Genomic DNA, 12,750 nt, shown 5'->3' with positions numbered 1-12,750 from the left:
CTGTCACTGGAAGTCCAGGAACACTGTCTCGCCCTCGCCCTGGAGACGGACGTCCCAGGTGAGGCCGCCGTCGGTGTCCCGCCGGGCGAGAAGGGTCCTGCGGCGATCGGGCTCGAGCGAGGCCAGCAGCGGGTCCCGGGCCAGTGACGCCTCGTCCTCGGGGAGGTAGATGCGGGTGAAGAGCCGGTTGGTCAGTCCGCGGGCGAAGATGGCGACCGCGATGAATGGTGCGGCCCCGGCGGAGGTGGGCCCTGGATTGACGGTGGTGAAGGTGAACACGCCGCTGTAGCCGACGGAGCTTCGGCCCCAGCCGGTGAAGGTGTAGCCGTCGCGGCGCAATGATCCTGTTCTCTGGACGATCCTGCCGTCGGCGTCCGGCTGCCAGATCTCCAGGATGGCGTCCGGTACGGTCTCTCCGGCGCCGTCGTACACGGTGCCGGAGAGGCGGATGGAGCCGGCCGAGCCGGGGGCGAGGAGTTCGTTGTCCTTCTCGAACGGCAGCGCGTAGCCGTAGAACGGGCCCACGGTCTGGCCGGGGGTGGGGATGAGCTGGGTGGTCGGGTTGCTCATGTCTGCCTATTCGCTGTCGTCGCCTGCGGTACCGAGTGCTTCGTTCTCGGTCCAGGTCCGCTTCGGTCCGGTCAGGACGATGTCCCAGTTGTATCCCAACGCCCACTCGGGCTGGGTCAGGCTGTGGTCGTAGTTCGCCACGAGCCGGTCGCGGGCGTCCTGGTCGACGATGGTCTGGTAGATGGGGTCGAGCGGGAAGAGCTGGTCACCGGGGAAGTACATCTGGGTGATGATGCGTTGGGTGAACTCGGTGCCGAACAGGGAGAAGTGGATGTGGGCCGGCCGCCACGCGTTCAGGTGGTTCTTCCAGGGGTAGGCGCCGGGCTTGATGGTGGTGAACCGGTACGAGCCGTCGGGGCCGGTGATGCAGCGGCCGATGCCGGTGAAGTTGGGATCCAGCGGCGCCGGATGCTGGTCGCGCTTGTGCATGTACCGGCCGGAGGCGTTGGCCTGCCAGATCTCCACCAGCTGGCCGGCCACGGGCCGGCCGTCGCCGTCGAGGACCTTGCCGGCCACGATGATCCGCTCACCCTGGGGTTCCCCGTTGTGCTGGATGGTCAGATCCGCTTCCAGCGCGTGCACGTCCTGGTGGCCGAAGGCGGGTGAGTGCAGCTCGATGGTCTCCGGGTCGGCGTGCTGGAGGCTCTTGGTGGGGTGCCGCAGGATGCTGCTGCGATACGGCGGATAGTCCAGCCGCGGCTGGATCTCGACCGGAGCTCCGTCCTTAAGGGCACGCGCATACGCGTCGGCCAGTCCGTCGATCTCCGTGCTGAGGTCCTGCTGGGTCTCCACGGCTGCGTCCGAGGACGCGTGTCCGGCCGCCGGTCGGGCGGGGACGGCCTCCGCTGTCGTGGGCTTGGTGTCGTGCGGCACGCCGGTTCCTTTCGGGAGTTTTTCGATGGGGTACGGGGAACAGGAGGACCTAGTGCGGATCCGGCCAGCCGGTGTAGGCCTCTGCGAGGTAGGCCATGCCGTGCCGGGAGGAGACGAGCGAGTTGAGTTCGCCGAGCTGGCGGGCGCGGGAGAAGTCGCTGGCGTCGGCCGGCGTATGGAGCAGGGTCGTCATCCAGTAGGAGAACTGCTGGGCCTTCCAAACCCGGTCCAACGCGCGGTCGCTGTAGGTCTCCAGGAGGTGGTCCGACCTGGCGTTGTAGTAGCTGTCGAATCCCTCGAAGAGGACCTGGACGTCGTGGATGGCCAGGTTGAGGCCCTTGGCTCCGGTGGGCGGCACGGTGTGCGCTGCGTCGCCGACCAGGAAGAGATTGCCGTGGCGCATAGGCGTGGAAACGAAGCTGCGGAACGGCAGCACCATCTTGCTGATGATCGGCCCCTCCTTCAATTCGAAGCCGTTCCCGTTCACCCTGCCGCGGAACTCGGCCCAGATCCTGTCGTCGTCCCAGCCGGTCACGTCCTCCCGGGGGTCGCACTGGAAGTACATCCTCTGCACCGTCTCGGTGCGCTGGCTGATCAGGGCAAAGCCGTTGGCGGAATTGGCGTAGATGAGTTCGTCGGAGCTTCTGGGCGCCTCGGCGAGGATGCCGAACCAGGCGAAAGGGTACTCGTGGAAGTACCACGTGCGCCGCGCTTCCGGGACCAGGGGTCGGCAGGAGCTGCGTGAGCCGTCCGCTCCCACTACGAAGTCGGCCCGGATCTCGAACTCTCCGCCCTCGGAGTCGGTGAACCAGACCTTCGGGCTGGCCTCCACGTCGTGCACGCTCGTGTCGGTGACGCCGTAGCGCACGTCGCCGCCGTCGGCCGCCCGCCGCGCGGCGAGATCCAGGAAGACGTCGGTCTGCGGGTAGAGCCACACCGACTCCCCGACCAGGTCCTTGAAGTCGACCCGGTGGCTCTCGCCGTGGAAACGCAGCTCGATGCCGTCGTGCCTGTCGCCCTCGAGCAGCACGCGGTCGGAGACCCCGCTATCCACCAGGAGGTTTACCGTGCCGTGCTCCAGGATGCCCGCACGGACGGTCCCGGCGATGGCCTGGTGGGTGCGGACCTCGATGACGACGGACTCGACTCCGGCACGGGCCAGCAGGTGCGACAGCATCAGCCCCGCCGGGCCGGCACCCAGAATGGCCACCTGGGTGGAGAGGATCTTTCGCGCTGCCATGGTCTGTCTCACTTCGTTGCGGGCCCGCAGGGCGTGCCGGACTGGTACGTCTGCATCCAATCTGCAGCAGGCACGGTGTCCGCCGTAACGCCGATTCCGTTCAATGGAAGGACGCGTCAGGAATAGACCAGGCTACGTACCCCAGCAATACAATGGGCGCTTGACTTGCCATCGACCATCTGGTTGAGCGAGCCTACGCCACGCCATAAGAGCGTCCTGATGGCCGCTTTGCAGCGTCGTCACAAGGGAAGTACCTGCAGCGATACGTCGGCACGCGTGCCCGCCCGCGTAGTACGGCAGCTTTGCGATCCGCGCATCGGTCCAATGAGCGGCGTGTGGGTCCGGGGTTTTACTCAGTAAGGAGTTTTCTTTGAACCGGCCCGCGACGGGGGAAGCTAGTGCATTCTGGGTGGGGTAGCCGGCGCCAACGGCTCGTCGCCAACGATGAGTCGTTGGCCCGCGGCGGTGTTAGGCCGACTGGACGACGTCGGACTGCGGATCCACGCCCGCCCGCGCGGACTGTTCACGTGCCAGGCCGCCCAACCAGCGGGCACTGTCCTTGGGAGTACGCTCCTGGGTGGCGCGGTCCACCCCGATGAGCCCGAACTTAGGCCGGTAGCCGAACACCCATTCGTAGTTGTCGAAGGCCGTCCAGGCGATGTAGCCGCGGACGTCGATGCCGTCGGTTAGGCAGTCGGCCACGCTGTCCACCGCGGCCCGGAGGTAGTCCACCCGCTGCGTGTCGTCTTCCGTGGCGAGCCCGTTCTCCGTGACGATCACCGGTATCCCTGCGATCCGTGCCGCTTCCCGAATGGTCGTCCCGAGGGCCTGCGGGTAGATTTCCTCGCCCATCTGGTTCGTCGCTGCGCCTTCCGGAACTGGCGCGATGCCGTTGGGGCTGTAAACGGTGCGCCCGTAGGTCTGGATGCCCACGAAGTCGTCGCCGCGGGACGCCTCGAGGAAACGTTCGTTGACGTCGCGGCGCACCTGGTCGGCAGTGTCGCTCCCTCCGTCGATGGACTGGATGTCCGAGTTCGCTAGGGTCCACCCCACGGGAAGTTCGGGCCTGCGGGCCTTGATGGCTGCCGTGGCGGCGCGGTGTGCTGCCAATTTCACGTCGAATCCGGCCTCGGTCGACGAGAACTGGAACGGGGCGATTGTGCTGGGGCCGACGCCGAGGCGTTCGGCGGCTGCGGCCCACACGGGCACCGATCCTCGATTCTCGGGGGCTTCGCGGCCGATGCCGAAGGACTTCAGTAGCCAGGGAAGGTTGGGTTCGTTCAGGGTGCAGGCGACGCCGACGAGGTCGCCCAGGTGCGCCATGACGCGGTCGCAGTAGCGGGCGAAGAGTGCGGCTGTGCGGGGGCCCTCCCAGCCTCCGACGGCAAGGAGCCACCGCGGGGACGTGAAGTGGTGGAAGGTGACTACGGGGGTGAGGCCGTGGTCGTGGCAGGCCTCCAGGACACGCCGGTAGTGGTTCAGCTCGGCTTCGGAGAAGAGTCCCTCCTCCGGCTCGATACGCGCCCATTCGAGTGAGAAGCGGTAGCTCGTAAATCCGAGGCTCGCGATCAGGGCGATGTCTTCGCGGTAGCGGTGGTAGTGGTCTAGGGCATCGCCGGACGGCTCGGAGAACATGGTGCCCGGCAGGTGCTCGAGGAACCACGTATCGCTGTTGACGTTGTTACCCTCCACCTGGTGCCCGGCACTGGCGACACCCCAAAGGAAGTCCTGCGGGAAGGGTGATGCGTCGGTCATGTGGATCCTTTCGGTTCAGCGCCCGGAAGGCGCAACGGGCCTCTTTGCCGTCGCTTCCAATCCTTTCCTGCCGCGTGACCGCCGCCACAATACCTTTTCAATGAATGACATTCTCATGTAAGTGCCGAATGGGGGCGGTTGATGCTTTAAGGGAGCCGGCCAGCCGCCAGCCCCGACTGACTCCCTCCGCTGTTCCCTCAAGATGCAAAGGCGCACTCCATGAAACTTCTGAACCCCTCCGTCCGTAGGAGCTCCGCCGTTCTGGCTGGAGCGCTGCTGCTGGGATCATTGACCGCGTGCGGCGGCAGCTCCAACCAGGCGACCGCCGAGGCCGATACCAGCAGCCTGACCCTGGCCATAGATAATGACGTGGCGTCATTCGGTTACGATCCGCTGCGTGTCTCGGCAGCCCAGCGTCAGTTCTTCGAGGGCCTGTACGAGAGCCTGATGACGCTCCAGCCGGACGGCTCGGCAGGTCCAGGCTTGGCGGAGAAGTTCAGCTACAACGCGGACAACACGGTCCTGACGCTGACGCTCAGGGACGATGTCACGTTCACCGACGGGTCGAAGCTCGACGCCGAGCTGGTCAAGGCGAATCTCGACCGCCGGTCCGATCCTGAGCTGAGTGCCTACTCCGCGGTCGCCAAGGGCGGGGCGCAGGAGATCACCTCCGTCGACGTCGTCAGCCCCACCCAGGTGGCCCTTACCTTCGCCACACCACAGCCCGGATTCGAGCAGAACCTCACTTCCACCACCGGCATGATCGTCGGCGAGGAAGGCGTTGAAGACACCGCGAGCCTTGCCGCGACCCCGGACGGCTCCGGCCCTTACACCTTGGACCCAAGCACCGTAAAGGGCAGCAAATATGTCTTCGTGAAGAACGAGGAGAGTGCGGAGGCCTCGGACTTCGCCTTCGACAAGGTCGTCTTCAGTGTCGTCCTTGACCCGCAAGCCCGGGCGAACGCCCTGGTGTCCGGCCAGGCTGATGTCGCCCAGCTGACCTCGTCCACCGTCGACTTCGCAAAATCCAAGGGCGCGGGAGTCTCCCAGATCGGCGGCACCGTCAACACCATGATCTCCTTCGACAAGATCGGCAAGACGGCACCCGCGTTCGCGGAGGAGAAGGTCCGACAGGCAATCCAGTACGCCATCAACCGGCAGGCCCTGGTGGACGCGCTCCACAAGGGTGACATCCCCGCATGGAACGCCCTGCCAAAGGACTCCGCCGGCTTCACGGAGGACCTTGACACCAAGTTCGCCTATGATCCGGAAAAGGCCAAGAGCCTGCTGGCGGAGGCGGGCTACCCGGACGGATTCGACTTCACCATCATCGCCAGCGCGCAGACGCAGACGGACCTGCAGGCAGTCCAGAAGGACCTCGCCGCCGTCGGGATCACCATGAACGTCAAGATGGCCGCCTCCACCGATGAAGCCTTCGCCGCCGTCGCCACCACACCGCTGGGGTACAGCCCCCTAAACTGGGACAACCCTGTCGGCGTAATGTACGGAGCCATCCTCAACGGCTTCACCAATGTGCAGAAGGCCACCGATGAAGAGTTGAGCGCAGCTACCGCCGAGCTGGCTGCCGCCAAGGACGACGCCGCTATCAAGGCAGCAGCCACCAAGCTGAACACCCGCCTAGTGGAATCCGGCTGGATGATCCCCCTGTATGAAGCCCTTGTGAACCAGGGCTACAACACCGAGAAGGTGGCACCGGTGGAGTTCGCCGGTACCAACGCCTACCCGCTCCTCTCGTCCTACAAGCCGGCCAGCTAATACCCGACCCGGCCGGGCGGACTCACCCAAAGAGCCCGCCCGGCCGGTTCCGACCGATGGAGGTCACCATGGCACTATTCATCGCCAAGCGCCTGCTGATGGCACTGGCCACAGTTCTGGTGGTCGCCGTGCTGGCATTCCTGCTGGTGCACGCCATGCCGGGCAGCCCGGGGGCTGTGTCTCTCGGGGCCGGCGCTACACAGGAAGCCATCGACGAAGTAAACCAGCGTCTGGGCTGGAACGATCCCCTTCCCGTCCAGTTCTTCAGCTGGCTCGGTGCAGCGGTCCAGGGTGACTTCGGGATCTCCCTCATCGACGGCCGGTCGGTCAGTGCGGACCTGGCCGGCAGGCTCCCGGTCACCGCATCGCTGGCTGCAGGTGCCACCGTGCTCAGCGCCGTCCTCGGTATCGCTCTGGGCGTGACCGCAGCAGTCCGCGGGGGTGTCGTGGACCGCATCATCGGGGGCGTCGCCGGCATGGCAGTAGCCCTACCAGCCTTCTGGATCGGCATCATCTTCGTCTACCTCCTGGCGGTGCAGTCCCCGGTCTTTCCGGCGACCGGTTATGTCCCGTTCGAGGTCTCTCCGCGGGACTGGGCGCTGTCCCTGGCGTTGCCGGTGATCACCCTGGCCGTGGGCGGGGCGGCGTTCATCGCCCGCCAAACCCGGGCCTCCATGCTCGAGGCGCTACAGCAGGAACACATCCGGACCCTCCGGGCCACCGCGACTCCTACCTGGAAGATCCTGTACGTCCACGCGCTGCGCTACGCCAGCCTTCCCATCGTGGCCGGCATCGCACTGCAGTTCATCCAGCTCTTCGGCGGGTCCGTCATCGCCGAGCAGTTGTTCGCTATGCCGGGTCTGGGCCAGGCCGTCCAGAACTCCGTCAGCACCCATGACGCCCCGTCCGTGCAGGGCGTGGTGGTGATCGCCACCGTCGTGGTGGTCGCCGTGAACCTGGTGCTGGAACTCGCCACCAAGTTCCTCGACCCGAAGTTGCGTGCCTCATGATTCCGAACGTCGCCCCTGCCCCTGCGGACTCTCCGGAGCCGACGTCGGCCGCGCTCCTTCCTCCGGCTCCCGCAAGGGCCGGCCGGCGGTTCTCCGCCTCCAAGCTGTTCGCCTCACCCGCCAGCACAGCCGGCGTCATCTGGCTGGCCGCGATCGTGCTCGCTTCCCTGACTGCGCCCCTCTGGCTGCCTTTCAAGACCGAGGACCAGGACTTCACCGCCGTCCTCTCCGGACCCAGCGCGGCCCACTGGCTCGGGACGGACGAACTGGGCCGGGACCTCCTGAGCCGCATCTTCGCCTCCGCCGCCGGCACCCTAGGCACATCCATGATCACCGTGATCGTCGCCGTGGGGCTGGGCACCCTCCTAGCGATGCTGGCAGCATCCGCCGGTGAACGCGTGGAGGCCGTCATCAGCCGCGTCACGGAGATCATGATGTCCCTGCCCGGCACGGTGATCATCCTGGCCGTCATCGGCGCCGTGGGAACCAATATCCCGCTGGTCATGGCCATCCTCGGCGTGCTGATCTCGGCGGGTATCTACCGGGTGATGCTGGGCCAGGCCAAGTCGCTGCAGTCCCAGCTCTATGTGGACGCAGCCAAGGTGGACGGCGTCAGCGCCGTGGGCATCAGCCTCCGCCATGTGCTGCCCGGCCTGACGAACACCATCGTGGTCCAGGCGGCCCTGATCTTCGCCGTCGGCATGCTCATCCAGGCCGGACTGGCCTTCATCGGCTTCGGACCGCCCATCCCCGAGCCCAGCTGGGGCGGGATGATCCAGAGCGCATCCCAGCACGTCTACGACGCCCCATGGCTCATGGTCCCCACCGGGGCCGTGCTCGCGCTGACGGTCCTCGCCGCCAACGCGATCGGCAACGCACTCGGCAAGGCACCCAACACGACCGCCTCCCACCTGCCCTCCGCCGCCGCCCGCCGACAGCGGGCCAGAGCCGTCGCCGCCATCGCTGCCGCCACCCCCGCCGCTCCGGAAGGCAAGGGTGAGGCCGGGACAAAGGACGCGCCAAAGAATACGCTAAGCGTGCGCAACCTCTCCGTAGGCGTGGACCCTGCAGGTACAGGTGCGGGCGATGGTGTCCGCCTGGTCACGGACGTCTCCTTCGACGTCGAACCGGGCACCGTCCTGGGCCTGGTGGGCGAATCAGGGTGCGGCAAGACCATGACGGCACTGTCACTGCTGGGCCTGCTGCCGTCCGGGGTCTCGGTGACTGGAGGCCAGATCCTCTGGAACGACAGGAACCTCGCCGCGGCGACCGACAAGGACATGGAAGGCATCCGCGGACGCGAGATCGCCCTCATCTCGCAGGAACCGATGCGTGCCCTGGACCCCATGTTCACCGTGGGCTACCAGCTCACGGCCGCCATCCGGCGGCTGCGCAGGACCGGCAGGGCCGAAGCGAAGACCGAAGCGCTGACCCTGCTGGAGAAGGTGGGCATCGTGGATGCCGCCCGCATCCTCACGGTCTACCCGCACCAGATCAGCGGCGGCATGGCCCAGCGCGTAGCCATCGCCTTAGCGCTCTCCGGCCGGCCCCGCCTGCTCGTCGCGGACGAACCCACCACGGCACTGGACGTCACCGTGCAGGCCGAGATCCTCTCACTGCTCCGCAGCCTGGCGAAGGAAACCGGGATGTCCGTGGTCATGGTCACCCATGACCTCGGCGTCGTAGCCGACCTGTGCGACCGGGTTGCCGTGATGTACGCCGGCCAGGTCGTGGAGAACGGCCGGACGGACAGCATCCTGGACAACCCACGCCACCCCTACACCCTCGCACTGCTGGCCGCGGACCCGCACGCCACCAGTGCCGCGGACATGCCCGAACGGCTGGCCACAATCAGCGGGCAAGTCCCGCAGCCCAAGGACTGGCCCAGCACGTGCCGCTTCGCCGCCCGCTGCCAGTTCGCCGGGTCCGCCTGCATGGTCCCCATCCCGCTGCTACCGTCCGGCACCGGTGACGGGACGGTCCGCTGCGTCAAAGCCGACGAACTGGCCGTCGAAGGCCTGGACTGGGTGGCCACCGATGTACCGACCCACCGCCTGCTGGACCTTGTCGAAGCACAACCTGCCGAAACACGACTGGCCGAAGCCAGGACCGCTCACCTAGAAGCACGACCCGCTGAAGAGGATTCCGCATGAGCACTTCGACCTCGATTCGCCCGGAACCGGCGTCACCCGCGCCCGTCCAGCCCCTGCTAGAAGTCAGGGACCTCGTGGTGCGGTACGGCCGCGGCCGCAAGGCAGCGGCTGCTCCGGCCGCCGTGGACGGCGTGAGCTTCAGCATCGCCCCCGGAGAGACCGTAGGCCTGGTCGGGGAATCCGGGTCCGGCAAATCGACCATCGGCAAGGCAATCCTGGGCCTGCAGAAGGTCTCCACCGGGTCCATCACCTACCAGGGCAAGGACATAACCTCCGCCGGTGCCGCCCAGCGCCGGGCCCTAGGCGGGGAACTTCGGGCAGTCTTCCAGGACCCCAACTCCTCGCTCAACCCCCGCAACACCGTCGGCTCCTCGCTCGCCGAACCGCTCCGACTCCGCGGCGTGAACCAGACCGAGGCCCGCCGGCGCGCCGAGGACATGCTGGAACGGGTCGGGCTACCCCGGGACGCCGTGGACCGGTACCCGAGCCAGTTCTCCGGCGGCCAGCGGCAGCGCATCTCCGTGGCCCGCGCCCTCATCTGTGATCCCAAGCTCGTGGTCTGCGACGAGGCCGTGAGCGCACTGGACCTCTCCACGCAGGCGCAGGTACTGAACCTGCTGGCGGACCTGCGCGACGAGCGCGGCCTGGGCTACCTGTTCATCGCCCACGACATCGCCGTGGTCCAGTTCCTGGCACAGCGCGTGGTAGTGCTCTACCGAGGGCAGGTCATGGAGACCGGCCCCGCCGCGGCCGTCACGGAGGATCCGAAGCACCCCTTCACCCAGACCCTCGTCGCGGCGTCCCCCGTGCCCCGGCCCGCCGAGCAGGCGGCCCGCAGACAAGCCCGGGAATCCCTCGGCGTCCGGACCGGCGCGGCAGCCACCCCCGCCCCCGGCGGGTGCCCCTTCCGGCTCCGCTGCCCACTGGCCACCGACCTGTGCCGGGACGAGCGGCCCGCACTCCGGCGGGTCGGCGCGTCCGACGTCGCCTGCCATTACGCGGCCTGACCGCCACCCCCTGACCTTCCCCGCCGTCACGTGCTGACGGCTAAGCAGAACGGATCCCGATGACCCAGGCACCCTGGCACGCCGCCATGATCTCACCCGACGAGGACTTCGACGGAGCCCCGCTGCTCCGCAAGGAGTTCCGGCTCGAGGAGGGCCACGGTGCCGTGCTCACGGCGACGCTGCGGGCCACCGCCTACGGTGTCTACGAGGCGCTGATCAACGGTGTCCCGGTGGGCGAGGACGTCCTCAGCCCGGGCTGGAGCTCCTACGAATGGCGGCTCCGCTACCGCAGCTACGACGTGACCGCCCTCGTGCGGCCGTCCACCGTGCTCGGCGTGGAACTCGGCAACGGCTGGTACCGCGGGCGCCTTGCTTGGCACGGCATGTCGAACCTGTACGGCAGCGAACTGGGCTTCTTTGGGCAGCTGGACATCGAGTTCTCGGACGGCCATGTCCAGTCCGTCGCCTCCGACACCACCTGGCAGTCCGGCCCCTCCGCCACCACCGCCAACGACCTCTACGACGGTCAAACCATCGACGCCCGCAGGATTGAGGCCGGGTGGGCGGAGCCGGGCTTCGACGCCGGCGCCTGGGCCGGGACCCACACCGTGGACTTCGACGTCGACCGGCTGGCGGAACCGGTGGGTCCACCGGTGGTGCGCGCCAGCGTCGTCCGGCCCGTGGAAATCTTCACCTCGCCCACCGGCAGGACGCTGGTGGACTTCGGCCAGAACCTCGTGGGGTGGCTCCGTTTCCGGATCCAGGGCGAGGAAGGGCACACCATCACGGTGCGCCACGCGGAGGTGCTGGAGGACGGCGAGCTGGGTATGCGTCCCCTGCGGTCCGCCGAGGCCACGGACACCTTCGTCCTGTCCGGGGGCGAGGACTTCTTCGAGCCGACCAGGACCTTCCATGGCTTCCGCTACGCCGAGATCACCGGCTGGCCCGGGACACTTACAGAGGAGTCCCTCGAGGCAATAGTGGTCCACTCCGAACTCGAGCGCATTGGTACCTTCGAGTGCTCCAACGAGCTGGTCAACCAGCTGCACCGCAACATCGTCTGGGGGCTGCGGGGCAATTTCCTGGACCTGCCCACCGACTGCCCGCAGCGCGACGAGCGCCTCGGCTGGACCGGCGACCTCGCGGTCTTCGCACCCACCGCAGCGTTCCTCTACGACGTCAAGGGCTTCCTCCAGGACTGGCTGCTGGACCTCGCCGCCGAGCAGAAGGCGGCGGACGGACTCGTGCCCATCACCGTCCCGGACGCCCTCAAGTACTGCCCCCAGCCCCCGGACTTCCCGGCACCGGAATCCTCGGCCCTGTGGAGCGAGGCCTCGGTCTGGGTGCCGTGGGCGCTGTGGGAAGCGTACGGCGATGTGAGCGTTCTGAGGAACCAGTACGAATCGATGACCTCGCACACCCGGCGGGTGGAGGGACTGCTGTCTCCCACCGGGCTCTGGGACTCGGGCTTCCAGTTCGGCGACTGGCTGGACCCGGATGCGGATCCGGACAAGCCCTGGGACGCCAAGGCGGACACCGGCGTCGTCGCCACGGTCTGCATGTTCCGCACGGCCACCATCACGGCCAGGACTGCCCGGCTTCTGGATCACCAGGACGACGCCGAGTACTTCGAGCAGCTGGCGGGACGGGTCCAGGCCTCCTTCCTGGAGCACTACGTAGCCACCGACGGCACCATCCGCAGCGACTGCACCACGGTCTACGCCCTCGCGATCGCCTTCGGCATCCTGCCCAGCGCCGAGCACCGCGACTTCGCCGGGGAACGCCTCGCCGAACTGGTCCGGAAGAACGGCTACCGCGTCTCCACCGGTTTCGCCGGCACCCCGTTCATCACCGGAGCCCTCGCGGACACGGGCCACAGCGAGGACGCCTACCGCCTGCTCCTGGAACAAGGCTGCCCGTCCTGGCTGTATCCCGTGACCATGGGCGCCACGACCGTGTGGGAACGCTGGGACTCGATGCTCCCCGACGGCACCATCAATTCCGGTGAGATGACCAGCTTCAACCACTACGCCCTGGGCGCCGTCGCCGACTGGCTGCACAAGGGAATCGGCGGCATCAGCCCCCTCGCACCCGGGTACAGCAGGGTCCGGGTCGCACCCGTACCCGGCGACGGCATCGACTGGGCCACAACGTCCCTCAAGACCCCGCACGGAACAATCCGCGTGGAATGGCGACTCGACGACGGCGCCCTCTCCCTCGAGGCGACGGTCCCCGAGGGGGTGGAGGCCGATGTCGAGCTTCCCGGCGGGGAACGCTTCAGTGTCCAGGTCGGCACCCATTGCTTCACCTCGCCGGCCGCGCTGATGTCCTTCGGGGTTTAGGCAGGGTTTGATGTATGTACCCCT

9 protein-coding genes are annotated in these 12,750 nt (G+C 67.5%); 5 read left to right on the top strand and 4 right to left on the bottom strand.

From position 1 onward, the window contains the following. Positions 1-3: 3 nt before the first annotated feature. The 4 genes from pcaG to ACX80I_RS15450 form a co-directional block, all read right to left on the bottom strand. A complete protein-coding gene (gene pcaG / locus ACX80I_RS15465; RefSeq protein ID WP_459345997.1) occupies positions 4-570 on the bottom strand; it encodes a protocatechuate 3,4-dioxygenase subunit alpha in 567 nt (188 codons plus the stop codon). Positions 571-576: 6 nt separating this feature from the next. Then, positions 577-1,443 (bottom strand): protocatechuate 3,4-dioxygenase subunit beta, encoded by an 867-nt coding sequence (gene pcaH, locus ACX80I_RS15460; protein ID WP_459345996.1) that lies wholly within the window; start codon positions 1,441-1,443, stop codon positions 577-579. A gap of 49 nt (positions 1,444-1,492) precedes the next feature. Continuing rightward, positions 1,493-2,683: a 4-hydroxybenzoate 3-monooxygenase gene (locus ACX80I_RS15455; protein WP_459345995.1), complete on the bottom strand. Its 1,191-nt coding sequence runs from the start codon at positions 2,681-2,683 to the stop codon at positions 1,493-1,495. 468 nt (positions 2,684-3,151) lie between these two features. Further along, positions 3,152-4,438, bottom strand: coding sequence for a glycoside hydrolase family 1 protein (locus ACX80I_RS15450; protein WP_459345994.1), 1,287 nt, complete (start codon positions 4,436-4,438; stop codon positions 3,152-3,154). A gap of 219 nt (positions 4,439-4,657) precedes the next feature. Here ACX80I_RS15450 and ACX80I_RS15445 point away from each other — a divergent pair, with 219 nt between their 5' ends. The 5 genes from ACX80I_RS15445 to ACX80I_RS15425 are packed head-to-tail and all read left to right on the top strand — an operon-like array spanning position 4,658 to position 12,726. Beyond that, entirely contained in the window at positions 4,658-6,214 is a 1,557-nt protein-coding gene (locus tag ACX80I_RS15445) for an ABC transporter substrate-binding protein (RefSeq protein ID WP_459345993.1), read from the top strand. Positions 6,215-6,270: 56 nt separating this feature from the next. Further along, positions 6,271-7,224 (top strand): ABC transporter permease, encoded by a 954-nt coding sequence (locus ACX80I_RS15440; protein ID WP_459345992.1) that lies wholly within the window; start codon positions 6,271-6,273, stop codon positions 7,222-7,224. Continuing rightward, positions 7,221-9,377, top strand: a complete 2,157-nt coding sequence (locus ACX80I_RS15435) for a dipeptide/oligopeptide/nickel ABC transporter permease/ATP-binding protein (RefSeq protein ID WP_459345991.1) — start codon at positions 7,221-7,223, stop codon at positions 9,375-9,377. The genes ACX80I_RS15440 and ACX80I_RS15435 overlap by 4 nt, the downstream gene beginning before the upstream one ends. Next, positions 9,374-10,384 (top strand): oligopeptide/dipeptide ABC transporter ATP-binding protein, encoded by a 1,011-nt coding sequence (locus tag ACX80I_RS15430; RefSeq protein ID WP_459345990.1) that lies wholly within the window; start codon positions 9,374-9,376, stop codon positions 10,382-10,384. Before ACX80I_RS15435 ends, ACX80I_RS15430 begins: the two co-directional genes overlap by 4 nt. Positions 10,385-10,443: 59 nt before the next feature. Beyond that, positions 10,444-12,726: a family 78 glycoside hydrolase catalytic domain gene (locus ACX80I_RS15425; RefSeq protein WP_459345989.1), complete on the top strand. Its 2,283-nt coding sequence runs from the start codon at positions 10,444-10,446 to the stop codon at positions 12,724-12,726. Positions 12,727-12,750 lie beyond the last annotated feature (24 nt).

Source organism: Arthrobacter rhamnosi, assembly GCF_054510855.1.
The sequence above is the reverse complement of the archived record's forward strand: the minus strand, read 5'-3'. Positions and strand labels throughout refer to the sequence as shown.

What these genes read in the sequence shown, in the direction of transcription:
- pcaG (WP_459345997.1), bottom strand. Translation starts at nt 570, where the DNA reads ATGAGCAACCCGACCACCCAGCTCATCCCCACCCCCGGCCAGACCGTG.
- ACX80I_RS15430 (WP_459345990.1), top strand. Translation starts at nt 9,374, where the DNA reads ATGAGCACTTCGACCTCGATTCGCCCGGAACCGGCGTCACCCGCGCCC.
- ACX80I_RS15445 (WP_459345993.1), top strand. Translation starts at nt 4,658, where the DNA reads ATGAAACTTCTGAACCCCTCCGTCCGTAGGAGCTCCGCCGTTCTGGCT.
- ACX80I_RS15425 (WP_459345989.1), top strand. Translation starts at nt 10,444, where the DNA reads ATGACCCAGGCACCCTGGCACGCCGCCATGATCTCACCCGACGAGGAC.
- ACX80I_RS15450 (WP_459345994.1), bottom strand. Translation starts at nt 4,438, where the DNA reads ATGACCGACGCATCACCCTTCCCGCAGGACTTCCTTTGGGGTGTCGCC.
- ACX80I_RS15455 (WP_459345995.1), bottom strand. Translation starts at nt 2,683, where the DNA reads ATGGCAGCGCGAAAGATCCTCTCCACCCAGGTGGCCATTCTGGGTGCC.
- ACX80I_RS15440 (WP_459345992.1), top strand. Translation starts at nt 6,271, where the DNA reads ATGGAGGTCACCATGGCACTATTCATCGCCAAGCGCCTGCTGATGGCA.
- ACX80I_RS15435 (WP_459345991.1), top strand. Translation starts at nt 7,221, where the DNA reads ATGATTCCGAACGTCGCCCCTGCCCCTGCGGACTCTCCGGAGCCGACG.